General features: G+C 36.0%; 13 protein-coding genes and 1 tRNA gene. 2 read left to right on the plus strand and 12 right to left on the minus strand.

The annotated features are described in order from the left end of the window. Nucleotides 1-19: 19 nt before the first annotated feature. From ACN0TY_RS01565 to ACN0TY_RS01590, 6 genes are all read right to left on the minus strand, one after another. Nucleotides 20-1,393 carry a quinol:cytochrome C oxidoreductase gene (locus ACN0TY_RS01565; protein WP_236957318.1) on the minus strand — a complete coding sequence of 458 codons (1,374 nt, stop codon included), beginning with the start codon at nucleotides 1,391-1,393 and terminating at the stop codon, nucleotides 20-22. 33 nt (nucleotides 1,394-1,426) lie between these two features. Next, on the minus strand, nucleotides 1,427-2,017 hold the full coding sequence (locus ACN0TY_RS01570) for a c-type cytochrome (RefSeq protein ID WP_236957319.1): 591 nt from the start codon (nucleotides 2,015-2,017) through the stop codon (nucleotides 1,427-1,429). Nucleotides 2,018-2,026: 9 nt separating this feature from the next. After that, nucleotides 2,027-2,551 carry a DUF3341 domain-containing protein gene (locus tag ACN0TY_RS01575; protein WP_236957320.1) on the minus strand — a complete coding sequence of 175 codons (525 nt, stop codon included), beginning with the start codon at nucleotides 2,549-2,551 and terminating at the stop codon, nucleotides 2,027-2,029. A gap of 3 nt (nucleotides 2,552-2,554) precedes the next feature. Beyond that, the gene (gene nrfD / locus ACN0TY_RS01580) at nucleotides 2,555-4,291 is read right to left on the minus strand and encodes an NrfD/PsrC family molybdoenzyme membrane anchor subunit (protein WP_417443104.1); all 1,737 of its coding nucleotides are present in this window, start codon (nucleotides 4,289-4,291) and stop codon (nucleotides 2,555-2,557) included. Between the two features lie 36 nt (nucleotides 4,292-4,327). Continuing rightward, on the minus strand, nucleotides 4,328-7,444 hold the full coding sequence (locus ACN0TY_RS01585) for a TAT-variant-translocated molybdopterin oxidoreductase (protein ID WP_417443105.1): 3,117 nt from the start codon (nucleotides 7,442-7,444) through the stop codon (nucleotides 4,328-4,330). Between the two features lie 87 nt (nucleotides 7,445-7,531). Further along, a complete protein-coding gene (locus tag ACN0TY_RS01590) occupies nucleotides 7,532-8,818 on the minus strand; it encodes a c-type cytochrome (RefSeq protein WP_236958047.1) in 1,287 nt (428 codons plus the stop codon). A 212-nt stretch (nucleotides 8,819-9,030) separates the two neighbouring features. On the opposite strand from ACN0TY_RS01590, the gene ACN0TY_RS01595 reads away from it, so the two are divergent. Then, complete coding sequence (locus ACN0TY_RS01595) at nucleotides 9,031-9,435, plus strand: SPOR domain-containing protein (protein WP_236957323.1); 405 nt, start codon at nucleotides 9,031-9,033, stop codon at nucleotides 9,433-9,435. Nucleotides 9,436-9,503: 68 nt separating this feature from the next. Here ACN0TY_RS01595 and infB read toward each other — a convergent pair whose 3' ends face one another. The 5 genes from infB to ACN0TY_RS01620 form a co-directional block, all read right to left on the minus strand. Further along, nucleotides 9,504-12,491, minus strand: coding sequence for a translation initiation factor IF-2 (gene infB / locus ACN0TY_RS01600; protein WP_417443106.1), 2,988 nt, complete (start codon nucleotides 12,489-12,491; stop codon nucleotides 9,504-9,506). 130 nt (nucleotides 12,492-12,621) lie between these two features. Further along, nucleotides 12,622-13,854 carry a transcription termination factor NusA gene (gene nusA, locus ACN0TY_RS01605; protein WP_236957325.1) on the minus strand — a complete coding sequence of 411 codons (1,233 nt, stop codon included), beginning with the start codon at nucleotides 13,852-13,854 and terminating at the stop codon, nucleotides 12,622-12,624. Between the two features lie 13 nt (nucleotides 13,855-13,867). Continuing rightward, nucleotides 13,868-14,329: a ribosome assembly cofactor RimP gene (gene rimP, locus ACN0TY_RS01610; RefSeq protein WP_236957326.1), complete on the minus strand. Its 462-nt coding sequence runs from the start codon at nucleotides 14,327-14,329 to the stop codon at nucleotides 13,868-13,870. 348 nt (nucleotides 14,330-14,677) lie between these two features. After that, a complete protein-coding gene (locus ACN0TY_RS01615; RefSeq protein WP_236957327.1) occupies nucleotides 14,678-15,046 on the minus strand; it encodes a helix-turn-helix domain-containing protein in 369 nt (122 codons plus the stop codon). A gap of 11 nt (nucleotides 15,047-15,057) precedes the next feature. Continuing rightward, nucleotides 15,058-15,354, minus strand: a complete 297-nt coding sequence (locus ACN0TY_RS01620; protein ID WP_417443107.1) for a type II toxin-antitoxin system HigB family toxin — start codon at nucleotides 15,352-15,354, stop codon at nucleotides 15,058-15,060. Nucleotides 15,355-15,511: 157 nt separating this feature from the next. Here ACN0TY_RS01620 and ACN0TY_RS01625 point away from each other — a divergent pair, with 157 nt between their 5' ends. Next, nucleotides 15,512-17,938 carry a prolyl oligopeptidase family serine peptidase gene (locus ACN0TY_RS01625; RefSeq protein ID WP_417443108.1) on the plus strand — a complete coding sequence of 809 codons (2,427 nt, stop codon included), beginning with the start codon at nucleotides 15,512-15,514 and terminating at the stop codon, nucleotides 17,936-17,938. Between the two features lie 49 nt (nucleotides 17,939-17,987). Here the strand turns inward: ACN0TY_RS01625 and ACN0TY_RS01630 are convergent. After that, nucleotides 17,988-18,062, minus strand: a tRNA-Gln gene (locus ACN0TY_RS01630). Nucleotides 18,063-18,078: the final 16 nt, after the last annotated feature.

Below are 18,078 nucleotides of genomic sequence, written 5' to 3' on the forward strand. Positions count from 1 at the left end.
TTTACTTTTTAAAATTCAATTAATAATGAAAATGTTTACTTTCTTCAACAAACGGATTACGTTTAGCTAGGAAAGATGGTGTTTTTGCAAGTGCATTGAACACTACAAAAATAAACAATCCTAAGAAGAAAAGTATACTTCCAATTTCTGGTATTCCAAAGCTCCAATGCTCTCCAACTGTAGAAGGCATAACGATTTGGAATATATCCATATAATGACCTACAAGGATACTGATTCCTGCAATCATTACGAACCAATTTACACGTTTAAAGTCACTATTCATAAGAACTAAGAATGGGAACACAAAGTTAAACAATAACATTCCGAAGAATACAAAGTTATAATGTTCTATTCTAGTCATAAAGTAACCAACTTCCTCAGGAATATTAGCATACCATATTAACATAAACTGACCAAACCAAAGGTATGTCCAGAAAATACTTAATCCAAACATGAACTTAGCCAAATCGTGTAAGTGACTATCGTTTACAAACTCTAATAATCCTTTAGATTTAAGGTACATAGTAATCATTGCTATTACAGAAACAGCAGATACAAACATACTTGCAAAAATATACCATGCAAATAAAGTACTATACCAGTGTGGCTCTAGCCCCATAAACCAATCCCAAGCCATTATAGACTCTGTTACAAAGAAGAACAATAAGAAAAATACAGAGATTTTAAAATTCTTCTTGTAATATGTGTTGTCTTTTGCCTCATCCTGTGCTAATGAATTTTTAACAGCAAAATGTCTGTAAAGAACCCAACCTGCTAAAAAGATAAAAGATCTTATAAGGAAGAATGGTATGTTTAAATAACCAGACTTTAATTGTAAAATTTCATCGTGCGCCATTACATTAGGATCCATCCATATATATAAATGGTTTAAATGGAATGCTGATGTAAGTACAAAGAATACATAAAGTATTATTGCACCTGGAAATAAGTAAGCACTAATAGCTTCCATTACTCTAAATAGTACTGGCGACCAACCTACTTGTGCAACTTGCTGAATAGCAAAGAATACTAAAGCACCTAAGGCTAACATGAAAAAGAAAAACCCTGCTATAAAGAAAGCTGCCCAAGGGCGGTTTTGCAATTTACTTAGTGTATGCTCGTCATGAGATTGATGCGCTGCTGCCTCATCTCCATGCCCAGCTTCTGTTTTGTGATGTTCTCCTTTACTAGCTTCTTCGTGGTGATTAACTGCTGCAGCCTCGTGTGAATTATCTTCATGTGAAGCAGCACCATGATGTGCATTATTGGAGACAAGAGCTTTTGCCTCTTCTACCGTTGAGGGAGAAGTAAAAAAACCGTATCCTATCCCAAGAACGCCAACTATCATTAAAATGAAAGATGCTATTCTTAATTTATTTGAAAACGTGTACATATCCTGAATCTTCTTTTGAATAGTTGATTTTGATTATTTATTCTCTAAGTCTTGTTTTAGGGACATTACATATTCAGTAACTTCCCAACGCTCCTCTTCATTAAGCTGGTTAGCATAAGACCCCATTCCGTTTAACCCATAACGGATAACATGGTAAACACTACCTTCTGTTATGGCACGTCCTGCGTCATCGTAACTAGGTATACCTAGTATTTTTTCACGCTTAACCAAAATACCTTTTCCATCCCCTTTTGCACCATGACAAACAGCACAATAGATATTAAAAAGATCTCCACCCTTCTGTAAATACGAATCTGTAACAGTAGAATCAGCATTTCTAAAAGCTTCAAACGGTAACGGATTTTTAAGATTTGCTTTTGCCGCATTATATCCCTCTAATGTGTTAGGATAATCATATGGCATATGCCCTCTTGCAATTGTTCCTTCTACAGGTAATTGCCCTTCTTTACCATTCCTAAAAGCAGCAGTCTCTTGGTAGGTTTCGTAACCTACAGACTTATACATATTAGGCATGTATTGATAATTTCTTGATGATTTATTTTGACATGATGCTACCAAAGTAACAACACCTAAAACAATCCCTATTTTTACAAAAACTCTCATTTCGAATTATTAATGCTTATCTGAAACTTTAACTTCTACTGCTCCTGTATCTACCAAGAGTCTTGTTAACTCGTCTTCATTACCATTCAAAGACACTTCCATTAAAAAATGGTCATCTGTAGTTCTAACATCAGGATTCTCAGCTTTCTTGAAAGGCCATAATCTACTTCTCATATAAAAAGTAATAACCATTAAGTGGGCTGCAAAGAAAACTGTTAATTCGAACATAATCGGTATAAAGGCCGGCATATTCTGAATGAAACTAAAACTAGGCTTAGCTCCGATATTCTGAGGCCAATCTTCTATCATAATAAAGTTCATCATTGTAACAGCTACAGTAAGACCAATACAACCATATATAAATGCTGTGATTGCTAATCTTGTTGGAGCTAATCCCATCGCTTTGTCTAGTCCATGGACTGGAAAAGGCGTATAAACTTCTTCTATATGATGATGCGCTTCTTTAACACGTTTTACGGCTAACATCAAAACGTCGTCATCATTGTACATTGCTTGTATAACTTTTGAAGCCATAGATTAATTTATTAGATTTTTAGCTTGACCTGCCCAATCATCTCTTTGTGCTCTTCCTGGGAATTTTCCAGTAATTGAGTCTAAAAGATTATATTCTTTCTCGGACATTTTACTTACTTGTTCATATTTATAAATCCCAATCTGATTTAATGTCTGTTCCATAACTGGACCAACACCATCAATCTTCTTAAGATCGTCTGCTTTATCTTCTTCAGGATTAAACGCTCCTAAAGCACTTATTAACTGAGCTTGCTTTTCAGCATCTATAGTTACACTAGCTGTAGAAGTTTCATTACTTACTTCAGCAATATCTGAAGTTCTGTTATCCGCTCCTGTACCTACTAAACTATTTCCATCTTCACGAAGACGTTTGTAACGCTCTCCTGATGATTTCAATATAGTTTTAACCTCTGCCTGCGCAATTACAGGGAATGTTCTAGCATATAAAAGGAATAATACAAAAAAGAATCCTATTGTTCCTAAGAAGATACCAACATCTACAAAAGTAGGAGAGAACATTGTCCATGAAGATGGTAAATGACCTTTACTTAAGTTGATCACGATAATATCGAAACGCTCAAACCACATTCCTATATTAATTATAATAGAACATATAAATGACCAAATATAGTTTCTTCTTAATTTTTTAATCCAAAGTGTTTGTGGCACTATAAAGTTACAAATAATAAGTGCCCAGAAAGCCCACCAATATGGTCCTGTAGCTGCACCTATAGATAAGTATGTATAATCTTCATAGTTACTACCAGAATACCATGCAATAAAGAACTCTGTAATATAAGCAACACTTACAATACCTCCAGTAAGCAAGATTACTTTATTCATATTCTCGATATGAACTCTAGTAATATAAGCTTCTAGGTTAGATACTTTACGCATTATAATAAGTAACGTTAATACCATCGCAAAACCAGAGAAGATAGCCCCAGCAACGAAGTACGGAGGATAAATTGTACTGTGCCAACCAGGAATTACCGACGTAGCAAAGTCAAAAGATACAATGGTGTGTACAGAAAGTACTAATGGAGTTGCTAAACCTGCCAACACTAAAGATACTTCTTCAAAACGTTGCCAGTCTTTCGCTCGACCACTCCAACCGAAACTTAATAAACTATATATTTTTTTCTGAAAAGGCTTAACTGCTCTATCTCTAAGCATTGCAAAATCTGGAAGTAAACCAGTCCACCAGAAAACCAATGATACTGATAAGTACGTGGAGATTGCAAATACATCCCAAAGTAATGGAGAGTTAAAGTTCACCCAAAGAGAACCAAATTGATTAGGAATAGGAAGTACCCAATATGCTAACCATGGTCGACCCATGTGAATTATTGGAAACAATCCTGCTTGTACTACCGAGAAGATAGTCATAGCTTCTGCTGAACGGTTAATTGCCATCCTCCATTTCTGACGGAATAACAATAATACTGCCGAAATAAGTGTTCCAGCGTGACCGATACCTACCCACCATACAAAGTTGGTAATATCCCAGGCCCATCCAATGGTTTTATTTAATCCCCATACACCAATACCAGTTGATACAGTATAGATAATACAGCCTATTCCCCAAAGGAAGGCTACTAAAGCTATTGAAAAGACAATCCACCATAGTTTGTTAGCTCTTCCCTCAACTGGGGCAGCAACGTCTACAGTAACATCATGGTAAGATTTTTCTCCCGTTACTAAAGGTTCACGTATAGGTGCTTCGTAATGCGACGCCATAATACTTTATATAATTATTCTTGTTAATTCTTTTTTTTATGCTTCTTCTGTATTTCTAACTTTCACGTGATAGAATACATTTGGTCTAGTTCCTTTAAACCCAAGTAAGTGATACATACGGTTGTCTTCTTTCAATTCAACTATCTCACTTTCCTTATCGTTAACATCTCCAAACTTAATTGATCCAGAGCTACAAGCTGCAGAACAAGCGGTCTTAAACTCACCATCTTTAATCGGTCTACCCTCTCTCTTAGCGTCTAAGATTGTCTTCTGTGTCATTTGTATACACATAGAACATTTCTCCATAACACCACGAGATCTAACCGTTACATCTGGGTTTAATACCATTCTACCAAGGTCGTCATTCATATGGAAATCAAACTCATCATTCTCACTATATAAGAACCAGTTAAAACGACGTACTTTATACGGACAGTTGTTTGCACAATAACGAGTACCTACACAACGGTTGTATATCATTTGGTTTTGACCCTGCTTACCATGAGAAGTTGCCGCAACAGGACAAACAGTTTCGCAAGGAGCATGGTTACAATGCTGACACATTACCGGTTGGAATGCCACCTGAGGATTCTCAGAAGGGTGCTCTAACTGATGATATGTACTTATTGAATTTGGAGCAGCTTCCACTACTTCATTATCTCCTTCAAAACTTTCTTCTGAAGAATAATATCTATCGATACGCAACCAATGCATATCTCTGTATTTTCTAACTTCGCTCTTACCTACAACTGGTACATTATTTTCAGCGTGACATGCTATAACACAAGCCCCACAACCAGTACATGAGTTAAGATCTACAGATAAGTTAAAATGATGACCAACACTAGAATCAAATTCTGCCCAAAGGTTAGCTTCTTCTGCCGCAACCTCCTGATGATTTACAGAAACCTCTGGTTGAGGATTCCAATCGTGAGAATTTTTAGTATTGAAAATCTCTAGAGAAGTTTCTCTTAAGATATCACCTCTTCCGTCCATAGTACTTTTCATTTGCACAGAAGCAAACTCATGAGTACCAGAAACTTTTTCTAACTTAACTTCTTGAGAAGCATTAAAACCTAAGTAAAGCGGATATGCATTTACTCCAGTTTTCATTTCTTCTTTCACACCAAGCGTTTTACCGTAACCGAAAGAAAGACCTACAGTCCCCTTTGCTTGTCCTGGCTGAATTAACGCTGGTACTTTATCTAATGTAACACCTCCAACAACTACTTTTACGTAGTCACCATTTAAGGCTCCATCAGAAACAGTATAATTTTCTACTCCTAAAGCTTCAGCATCTGCTAAAGATATAGTAAGGTAGTTATCCCATGTATTTCTTGTAATAGGATCTGGCAACTCTTGTAACCAAGGATTGTTTGCCTGACGTCCATCACCTAATCCTGTTTTAGGATATAGTGTAATTTCCATTCCATTTGCAGTTGCACCAGCAAGCTGATTAACAGCAGAAGCAACAGATGCTACCGCAGCTTCAGCATTCATTGGCTCTGTATCTGCAGGAGCAGCAAAAGGAACCGCATCTTCATCAGCTTCAGCAGTTACATTTCCATTTCCAACAAAAACACCATCGTGCAATGCAGTATTCCAAGAAGAACCACCAAGAATAGTAGATCTCCAAGTTTCTTTTATATAATCGCTATAACTAGCATCACTACCAGTCCATTTTAATAAAGAGTCTTGAAATTGTCTTGTATTAAATAAAGGACGAATAGTAGGCTGCATTAAGCTATAATGACCTTTTTTCATTTCTACATCACCCCAAGATTCTAAGTAATGAGGCTCAGCTGCAATGTATCCAGCTTTTGTAGAAGTTTCATCTTCTTTTAAAGAGAATGCAACAGATAAATCTACATTTGCCAACCCTGCCTCAAACTCAGCAGCATTTGGTAATGTATAAAGCGGATTAACACCACTCATAATCAATGCACCAACTTTACCAGCATTCATATCTTCAACTAAAGCAGCAACTTGTTTTACATTTCCTTGGCGAGTCATTCTAGGTGCATCTGCATCCATAACAACACTTCCAATAGATTTATTTATTGATAAAACAACTTTTTGAGCATTTACGTCGGTTATTCCAGTAACAACTACTGCATTTTTACCTGCTCTTGCTACTTGCGCAGCTGCATTTTTAACAGCTTCATCAATTTTTGCTGGCAACTCACCTCCAACAGATTTTCCATTTAAATACCCATAAAACTTAGCTAAAGCTACTTTTTGCTGAGATGGTGTTAACGGAACTCTCTTATCGGCATTTGCTCCAGTTAAGCTCATATTAGACTCAAACTGAATATGTCTCGACATTTTACCATGCGCAGGAACACGTCCTTTAGCATAACCAGTATCGAAACCTCCACCTTGCCAATCTCCTAAGAAATCAGCTCCAAACGAAACTATAACTTCAGCTTTAGAGAAGTCGTAATCCGCTAAAGCGCGAACTCCATATGACGACTCAAAAGCATCTAATGCTGCATCTTCAGATATGGCATCGTACTGAATATGCTTTACGTTTCCGTACTTAGCAGAAAATTCAGCAATTAATCTTTTTACAGAAGGACTAGCAAAAGTTTGTGTTAATAACACAATTTGTTTTCCACTAGCCTTAGCAGCGTTAAGTCCGTTTGTTACATTTGTATCAAGATCTCCCCAAGAAATATACTCGCCTTTTGCTTTTGGTCCTTGAACACGCATGCTATCATACAATCCTAAAACAGATGCATGAACTCTAGCATTTGCGCCACCATTAACTTTAGCGTCATTATTACTTTCAATCTTAATAGGTCGACCTTCACGAGTCTTTATTAATATGCTAGCAAAATCGTATCCATCTGCAATTGTAGTAGCATAGTAATTTGCTACTCCAGGAATAATATTCTCTGGCTGAACAACGTAAGGTATAGATTTTGTTACTGGACCTTCACAGGCTGCTAAAGAAGCAGCAGCTGTAGTAAATCCTACATATTTAAGAAAATCTCGTCTACTCGTAGACGAAGAACCTAATGAATCTTCATCTCCTAAAAATTCATCGTTAGGGATTTCCTCAACAAACTCATTCTGTTTAAGCGTCTCAGCGATAGAGCTATTTGGATTTAGCTCCTCAACACTTGACCAGTATTTTTTGTTTGATGCCATGTTATATATAACTATTTTAAATCAACCTGCCTAAACAGGCTTATCTTAGATTCTTTTATTCTAAATTCTTTTTTTAAAGCGTCTTTATTAATAGTGACACTTAGCACATTCGATTCCCCCAAGCTGAGCAGCCGTTAACTGATCTACTCCATATTTCTTAGAAAGCTCTTCATGTATTTTTGCGTAGTACTCATTACCCTCCATCTTAACATTTGTAGTACGGTGACAATCTATACACCATCCCATAGTTAAAGGAGCTTCTTGATGTACAATCTCCATCTCTTCGATTGGACCGTGACATTTCTGACAAGCTATCTGACCAACAGTTACGTGTTGCGAGTGATTAAAGTATGCGAAATCTGGTAAGTTATGAATACGAACCCACTTAACAGGTTTTGTTTCCCCAGTGTACTGCTGATTTTCGTTATCCCAACCAACAGCATCGTATAATTTAGCAATTTCCTTATCATAAAACTCTTTAGAATACTCCTCAGTAGCTGTAGACTCAGCAACTTCTGGAATACTTTTGTGACAGTTCATACAAACATTCAAAGATGGAATCCCTGAAGTTTTAGAACTTCTAGCAGATGAGTGACAATATTTACAGTCAATCTCATTATCTCCAGCATGAATTCTATGTGAATAATGAATAGGCTGTATTGGCTGATACCCTTGATCAACACCAACCTGCATCATCCAACCATATGCAAAATATCCTGAAGCTAATAATAAAAACACTACAGAAACCAATACTAAGAATTGATTCTTAACAAAGGCTTTCCATAACGGTAAGCTCTTTTCTTTAACAGCGTATTCAACACCATTCGCTTCTGCAATTCTTCTTAAGGTCTTATTAACCAAAACAAGCATTACAACTAAAACAGCAAAGATTAAAATAAGTGCCCCTAAAATAATGTCATTCCCTACACCTCCGGAATTAGCATCACCATCACCTGCAGCCTGCGCATTTGCTTCTGCAGCTGGCGCCTCTTTTTTAGGCTCCATTGTATAAGCGATGATATTATCAATATCTTCTGTACTTAATTGAGGGAAAGCTGTCATCACAGAAGGCTGATACTCATCCCAAAGCTTATTCGCCTCTGCATCTCCAGATTTAATTAACGCTTGACTGTTCTTGATCCAAGAATGCAACCATTCGCTATCATGTTTATCTCCAACACCTCTTAGCGCAGGTCCAGTCATCTTTCTATCTAGATGGTGACATGCAGCACAATAAGTATTAAATAAAGATTTTCCTGCAGCAGGGTCTCCTTGTTGATCCTGAGCAAAAGCAGTAGTTGTAAACGCTAGCAAAAGCGCTAATCCGATACCTAAAATTCGCGTAATTGAATTAGGGTGTATCACCTTTTTCATATTAGAATATGTATTTTCTATCATAAATTGGCACGATTTTTACACTGTAAAAGTCATAAACCGTTTTATTAATCCGAGCACAAAAATACGACATAGACTCGATTTGCGAAATGTTAGGGAAGCGTTAATACATAATTTATACTTATTCTAAATAAAAAAAATTATTTTTAAACAAAATATTAGATTTACATTTGCATAAAACAGCATTCATTATGAGAATATTAGCACATAAAAAACAATTAACTTTAGTAGTTTCCGCCCTTATTTTCAGCGGAATTACTCACGCTCAGAGCAGTGTTAAAACTTCAAAAGAGGTAGGAAAAATAAATATTGAACAGGACGCGAGGATAGAAAAACTGGTTGCATATAAAACCAATATCAATAAAACTGACGACGAAAAGCACTATAAAATCCAAATTTATAACGGAACATTAGAAGGTGCTCAAAAGGCAAAACAAGAATTCAATAGAGAATTTAAAGATATAGTTTCCGACATCGCCTTCGAAACACCAAACTACAAAGTAAGAGTAGGTCAATTTAGAACCAGATTAGAGGCCGACAGATATTTAATTGAAGTAAAAGAAGATTACCCTAGCGCATTTTTATTACAGCCTTAAATTGCGTAAAAATAAGACATAAAAAAAGCGACTCATTTGAGTCGCTTTTTTTATGTTTGATACTGAAATTATTTCAGCTTTTTCTTAACCTCTACTTCTCTAAAGCTTTCTACAACATCTCCAATATGGATATCGTTGTAGTTCTTAACTTGAAGTCCACAGTCATAACCTTTAGAAACTTCTTTAACATCATCCTTAAATCGTTTTAAAGAAGCTAATTCTCCAGTGTAAACTACCACACCATCTCTAATTAATCTGATTCCAGAATTTCTATAGATCCTACCATCTGTTACCATACAACCTGCAATGGTACCAACTTTAGAAATCTTGAATGTTTCACGGATTTCTGCAGTACCTGTAATCTCTTCTTTAAGCTCTGGAGACAACATACCTTCCATCGCATCTTTAAGATCATTAATTGCATCGTAGATAATAGAATATGTACGGATATCAATTTCTTCCTTATCAGCTACCGAACGAGCATTACCCATTGGTCTTACATTAAATCCGATGATAATCGCATCAGATGCTGTTGCTAATAAAACATCAGATTCTGTAATTGGACCTACTGCTTTATGTATAATATTAATATGAATCTCTTCTGTCGATAATTTTTGGAACGAATCTGTTAAAGCCTCTACAGAACCATCAACATCTCCTTTAAGGATAATATTAAGCTCTTTAAAGTCACCTAACGCAATACGTCTTCCAATTTCATCTAAAGTAATATGACGCTGTGTTCTTACAGACTGCTCACGTTGCAATTGTGTACGCTTCGTAGCAATTTGCTTAGCCTCACGTTCATCTTCATAAACATTAAATTTATCACCAGCCTGTGGCGCTCCATCTAAACCTAGAATAGAGATTGGAGTTGAAGGCCCAGCAACTTTAACTTCATTACCACGCTCATCTTGCATTGCTTTAATCTTACCACTATGCGTTCCCGCAAGTACGTAATCTCCAATATTTAATGTTCCTGCTTGCACAAGTACAGTAGACACATAACCTCTACCTTTATCTAAGTAAGCTTCTACAACTGTACCGTTAGCTATCTTATTTGGATTTGCTTTCAATTCTAAAATCTCAGCTTCCAATAATACTTTCTCTAATAATTCTGGAACTCCTTGTCCTGTTTTTGCTGAAATATCTTGAGATTGAATTTTACCTCCCCAATCTTCAACAAGAAGGTTCATTTGCGCTAACCTCTCTTTAATCCTTTCTGGATTTGAAGTTTCTTTATCAACCTTATTGATTGCAAAAACAATAGGAACTCCAGCAGCTTGTGCGTGACTAATTGCCTCTTTTGTTTGCGGCATCACATCATCATCCGCTGCAATTACAATAATTGCAAGGTCAGTTACTTGAGCTCCACGAGCACGCATTGCCGTAAAGGCCTCGTGACCAGGAGTATCTAAAAATGCAATTTTATTCCCATTTTTTAAAGTAACACCATAAGCACCGATATGCTGCGTAATACCTCCACTCTCTCCAGCAATAACATTTTCTTCACGGATATAATCCAATAAAGATGTTTTACCATGATCTACGTGTCCCATTACCGTTACAATTGGCGCACGGAATACTAAATCTTCAGGAGCATCTACTTCTTCAACTACTGCTTCTTCAATATCGGTTGTTATAAACTCAACTTCATATCCAAATTCATCAGCAATAATAGTTAATGTTTCAGCATCTAATCGCTGATTCATAGTAACCATCATTCCTAGAGACATACAAGCAGAAATAATTTGCGTAACAGGAACATCCATTAATGTTGCAACCTCACTTACAGTAACAAACTCTGTTACTTTAAGCACTTTGCTTTCTGCTTCCTGCTGCGCTTGTTCTTTCTCAGTTTTCTGTCTATGGAAATCTCTTTTCTCTCTACGATACTTAGCACCTTTAGACTTACTTGATTTACCTTGCAGTTTTTCAAGCGTCTCTCTTACTTGTTTTTGAACTTCTTCTTCAGTAGGCTCTACTTTCTCAACAGGAGCTGATCCACGTCTACCTCTTCCCGGTCCACCAGAATTTCTGCCTTTAGCAAATCTTCCGCCACCACCAGATGTGTTATTTGGTCTAGGCCCTTTATTATTATTGTTGTCTTTACTTATTCTACGACGACGTTTCTTTTTGTCATCAGCAGCTTTAGAACCACCTTTTTTATCAGTTGACTTAGCGTCTTCTTTCTTTTTCTTAGGCTTATTAAACTGGGAAAGATCTATTTTCTCTCCAGTAAAGTTAGGACCAGATAATTTAGTATACTTTGTCTTAACTTGTTCAGAATCTACTTCCTCACCATCTACAATAACCTTTTTAGTTTCCTTAGGAGCATCTGACTCTTTTTTGGCAACTGGTTTAGACTCTTGTTTAGGTTTTTGCTGAGTAGCTTCTTGCTTCTCTTTAGGAGCCTCCTGTTTAGCTTTAACAGGCGCCGCTTCTTCTTTCTTTTCAGTTTTACTTTCCACAGGTTTATTTGCTTCAGGTTTTTTATCTTCAACCTTTTTCTGTTCTACCTGTTTTGGCTCAACTTTTTTCTCCTGCACCTTCTCTACTTCAGCCTGCTTTTTCTCCTCCACCTTCTTAACCTCAGGTTTTTTTACTTCTTCCTTAGGCTCTTCTTGTTTGTTTTCTTGCTGAGGCGTCTCTAATTTCTCGGCTGGCTTTTCTTCCTTCTTCTCTGGAGCAGCTTTTTCTTTCTTACCATCAAGATCAATCTTACCAACAGTCTTTGGACCTGCTAAATTCGCCTTAGCCTTCACAATTTCTTGCTCTTCTTGCTTCTGACGCTTTAGCTCATTCTCTTTTTCCAATTCCTGCCTGATCGCTTCTTTCTCTTTACGCTTTTCCTCCCCAACCTCTTTAGAAGCAACTTTCTTACTTCTGTCCGTTTGAAATTCGTCTAAGAGAACATTATATACCTCATTGGTGATTTTTGTGGTAGGGCGTGCCTCCACATCATGACCTTTTGACGATAGATATTCTACCGCACGATCCAATGAAATATTTAACTCTCTTAAAACTTTATTTAGCCTCAATTTTGCGCTTTCAGCCATACAATATTTGTTATCCTAAATTTTATTTACCCACCCATTGTGAGTTGAATGTTTCGATATCAATCGAAATTCATTTATTATTCCTTTCAAAAACCTCGCAGGCATTACCCGAGGTTGTGCACTCTAAAAACTAGTCATCAAACTCTTCCTTAAGAATTCTTACTACTTCTAAAATTGTTTCTTCTTCAAGATCTGTTCTACGAATTAAATCGTTCACATCTTGATCTAGAACACTCTTAGCCGTATCAAGACCAATTTTTCTAAACTCATTAATAACCCATGCTTCAATTTCGTCAGAGAATTCTGTTAACTCAACATCTTCCTCTACACCTTCACGAAGCACGTCAATTTCATAACCGGTTAATTGACCAGCTAAACGTATATTGAAACCACCTTTACCAATTGCTTTAGAAACCTCTTCTGGTTTTAAAAGCACTTCAGCATGCATAGTTTCATCATTCAAAGTTACTAAACTTACTCTAGCTGGGCTCAATGCACGGCTAATAAACAACTGTGGGTTGTTAGTAAAATTAATAACATCGATATTTTCATTTCCTAATTCACGAACTATTCCATGAATTCTAGAACCTTTCATCCCAACACAAGCTCCAACAGGATCTATTCTATCATCATAAGAATCTACCGCTACTTTTGCTTTCTCACCAGGAATCCTAACAACTCTCTTAACAGATATCAATCCGTCAAAAACTTCTGGGATCTCTTGCTCAAATAATTTCTCTAAAAATGCAGGTGCAGTTCTAGACATAATTATCATTGGCTTATTACCTTTCAGCTCTACGCCTTCAATAATACCTCTTACATTTTCTCCTTTTCTGAAAAAATCTGAAGGGATTTGCTTATCCTTCGGAAGAAGAATCTCATTACCTTCATCATCTAACAAAATAACAGCTTTATGACGAATATGATGTACTTCCGCAGTATAAATCTCTCCAATAAGATCTTTAAACTGTTTGTATACAGTTGTATTATCGTGTTCGTGTATCTTAGAAATTAAGTTCTGTCTTAACGCAAGAATAGATCTTCTTCCAAGATCGATCAACTTCACCTCTTCAGACACATCCTCTCCTACCTCAAAATCTGGCTCAATTTTTCTAGCCTCTGTAAGTGAAATTTCTTGATTATCATCTTCCACCTCATCATCTGCAACAACAATTCGGTTTCTCCATATCTCTAAATCTCCTTTATCAGGGTTTATAATGATATCAAAATTATCATCAGATCCAAACTTTTTCTTTAGCGCATTTCTGAATACATCTTCCAAAATGGCCATTAACGTTACACGATCTATGAGTTTGTCGTCCTTAAACTCAGAAAATGATTCGATCAATGCAAGATTCTCCATGTCAATTTCTTAATTAAAATGTTATCATCACTTTAGCTTCTTTAATATCCGCAAAAGGAATCTCTTTTTCGTACTTTACGGTTACCTTACCCTTACCTACCGGCTTAGGTTCACGAGCTTTCCAACTTAAATGGATCCCGTTATCTGTAACAGCCGTAAGTTCACCTTCAATTTTCTCTTCAGCAGTTTTCACCTGAAGCTTTCTTCCTACACTTTTTTTATACTGCCTGTTGTGTACTACAGGTTCTGTTGCTCCCGGAGAAGCTACTTCTAGAGCGAAATCATGTTCATCTCTATCAATATTATGCTCAACATGCCTACTTACAGTCATACAATCTTTCAAAGTAACCCCATTGTCACCATCAATAACTATCTTGATTTTGTTATCTGGAGTCATAGAGAAATCGATCAAAAAAATTGACTCATTCTCTGCTAATACTTCATTCAAAAGCGCTGTTACTCTTTCCTTCAACATGTAATATTTGTATAAAAAGAGGGGACTTTTTGTCCCCTCTGAAATAGATTATTCATTTTCAACGGTGCAAATATACAATTTTTTTTAAACCTAAAAACACCTTGACACATCTTTATATTACATATCTTTCTATAAATGAATTTATTCCTACCCAAAAAAGACAAGCTCCACAGAAAATAATTCTGATTCTGAAGCAATAAAACACCTTAATATTTCGTCAATATTTCGTCTAAATAAATTACAACCTCCCACAAAAGGGATGTGTAGTATATACAATTTTACTAATATTTCATAATAATTTAAAGAACAAAACAAGATAAAAACCACTGCTATTATTAAAATCAGCTATTATCTTTTGAGATGATAATTACTAACTAAAACGGAAGCGGATATATGTAGTGTTCGCTCCAACTCTCTTATCATTTCGACAGTTAATTTCTTTCTTCGATTTAAAATTTCAGAAACACGACTCTTACCTCCAATTACTCCTACCAAATCCTTCTGACGCATATTTAATTCTTCCATTCTAATTTTTATCGCCTCAATTGGATCGGGTGCTTCAATAGGATAATGCTCATTTTCATAGTTTTCGATAAGCAAAGAAAGTATTTCCGCCTCATCTCCCTCTTCACTATCAATTGAGGCATCAAAAATCACCTCTAAACGACTAAGTGCATCTCGGTAATCTTTGTCAGATTTAATTGGTCTTAACTTCATAACAGTTTTTCTTAAATTGTATCAGCATCAATTTTATCATATTCAGCATGCGTACCTACAAAACGTATAAATGCCCATTGTTTTTCATAATTAAATTTAACAATCAATCGATAAGAATTACCTTTAATATTAAAAACAACTCGGCCATTTTTTAAAATACTTGCATTAATATAAGTCTGCTTAACATCACTTGGAGTAAACCATTTTGCACTTTTAGCAGTGTCATACCAAGTCTTTAAATATTGTTCGGAATCAGCATGACTTTCCCAATATTCTCGAAGCGTACTTTTTGCAATTATTCGTTTCATTTATCCGACTCTAAACCAAAGATACAACAAGTTCTCTAATAACGAACTAAATAACTTCTAATAAATCACTCTTAAAACAAACACACAACACCTAATCAATTTGTTTTAATAAAACCTAAACTGTACTTTTAAAGACAGATAATCTAAATATAATTTAATGAAAAAAATACTATTCTTACTTGCCTTAGCTGCAAATATTTGCACCGCACAAGAAAAGTTATCCTACCAAAAGCCATCAAGCGAAATTCTAGAACTCGCAGATGTACAATTAGCTCCATCAGTAAAAATAGCAAGCAATCAAGAATACATGATTATGCTATACAGAGATCGTTACAAAAGCATCAACGAGCTTTCTGAATCGGAATTACGTCTTGCAGGACTCCGAATAAACCCTAAAACGAATATCGGCAGCAGAACTACTTACTACAATAATATCACAATAAAAAACCCTAAAGAGAAAGAAGCCTCTGAAGTTAAAAACTTACCTAAAGAATTGCGTCTTTCTAACTACAAATGGTCTCCAGACGAATCCAAAATTGCCTTTACAAACACCGTAGATAATGGCGTAGAGCTATGGGTAATTGACTTAAAAAGTAAGTCTGCAAAAAAACTTACGGATGCAAATGTTAATGCAAACCTTGGAGATGTTATAAACTGGTACAAAGACAGCAACTCTCTTCTTGTAAAAATGATTCCTAATGAAAGAAAAGAACTTATAAATCAGAATGAAAGCGTCCCTACTGGACCTACAATTTCCACAAACAACGGGAAAAAGGCACAAAACAGAACATACCAAGATCTTTTAAGTAATCCTAATGACGAATTTAATTTCGAACAATTAGCGGTTTCCGAAATCTACAAAATCTCTCTCGACGGAAGCAAAACTAAATGGAAAGATAGCGATATGTACAGAAATATTAGCTTTTCTCCTGACGGAAACTATGTAATGACCACAACTATAAAAAGACCATTTTCATACCTAGTTCCTTATTATAGATTCCCATCAGTAACAACTATTTACAAGAAAGACGGAACACTCGTAAACGAAGTCCTTAACGCACCTCTTAACGAAGATTTACCAAAGGGATTCATGGCTACTGAAGAAGGTAGAAGAGACATTTCATGGAGGAAAGATAAAGCTGCAACTCTTGTTTATGTTGAAGCGTTAGACGGTGGAGATCCTGAAAATGATGTAGAATACAGAGACGAAGTTTTCACACTAGAAGCGCCATTCAGTGGAAATGGAACGAGCATATTAAAAACAAAGAATAGATTCAGTGGAATTATTTGGGGAAATGAAACAACAGCTATCGCCTATGATAGATGGTGGAACAACAGAAACACTAAAATATACCTTTTTAACCCTGAAAACACTTCAAAAGCACCAAAAATAATTTCAGATAGAAATTACCAAGACGTTTATAGCGATCCAGGTTCTTTTGTAACACATGAAAATAGATACCACGAAAACATACTTTATTTAGATAATAAAGAAAATACTTTCCTTATTGGAGATGGTTTTTCTGAAGAAGGACAACATCCATTTGTAGATAAGCTAAACTTAAACACACTAAAAAAGGAAACCCTTTACAAATCTAACTTAAAAGATAAAAAGGAAGACTTATTGGAGTATGATCCAGAGACAGATCAATTACTAACGAGAATTGAATCTCCAAGCGAATACCCAAATTACTATTACAAAAACATTAAATTAAGAAAAGCCGCACAACAACTAACATTCTTTAAAAATCCGTTTGATAAAATTAAAGACATTCACAAAGAGGTTATTACTTACAAAAGAGATGATGGATTAGAACTCTCTGGGACACTTTACCTCCCTGTAGGCTACGACATGAATAAAAAGGAGAAAATGCCAATGATTTTATGGGCATACCCAAGAGAATACAAAGACAAAAACAGCGCTTCTCAAAACACTCAGAATCCAAATGAATTTACATACCTATCCTATTCATCTCCTATTTTCTGGGTATCTAAAGGTTATGTAGTTTTAGATGATGCTGCTTTCCCTATAATTGGAGAGAATAATGAGCAACCAAACGATACTTTTAGAAAACAACTAGTTGCAAATGCAAAAGCAGCTATAGACGCAGTTGATAACTTAGGATATATTGATAGAGACCGTGTTGCTGTAGGCGGACATAGCTACGGTGCTTTCATGGTGGCCAACTTACTATCACACTCAGATTTATTTGCAGCTGGAATTGCAAGAAGCGGTGCTTACAACAGAACACTTACTCCTTTCGGATTCCAAAGCGAAGAACGTAACTATTGGGAGGCTCCAGAAATTTATTACAACATGTCTCCATTTATGCATGCTGAAAAGATGAACAATCCTCTTTTACTAATCCACGGAGAGGCAGACAACAACTCAGGAACTTACCCAATGCAAAGCGAGCGCTATTTTAATGCATTAAAAGGATTAGGAGCCACAGTAAGACTTGTAATGTTACCAAAAGAAAGTCATGGATACAGAGCTAAAGAAAGTATTTTACATGTTATTTGGGAGCAAGACCAATGGCTAGAGACGTATGTGAAAAATAAAAAGACAGAAAAAAGCAACTAACAGAAAGTATATAAAAAACAAAAATCCCGATTTTCATCGGGATTTTTTTTGGTTGGCCTACTAGGACTCGAACCTAGAACGACTGGACCAAAACCAGCTGTGTTGCCAATTACACCATAGGCCAATCAATCTTGCTTCAC

The sequence above is a fragment of the Joostella sp. genome (assembly GCF_048266025.1).
GTDB classification, from domain to species: domain Bacteria; phylum Bacteroidota; class Bacteroidia; order Flavobacteriales; family Flavobacteriaceae; genus Galbibacter; species Galbibacter atrarenae.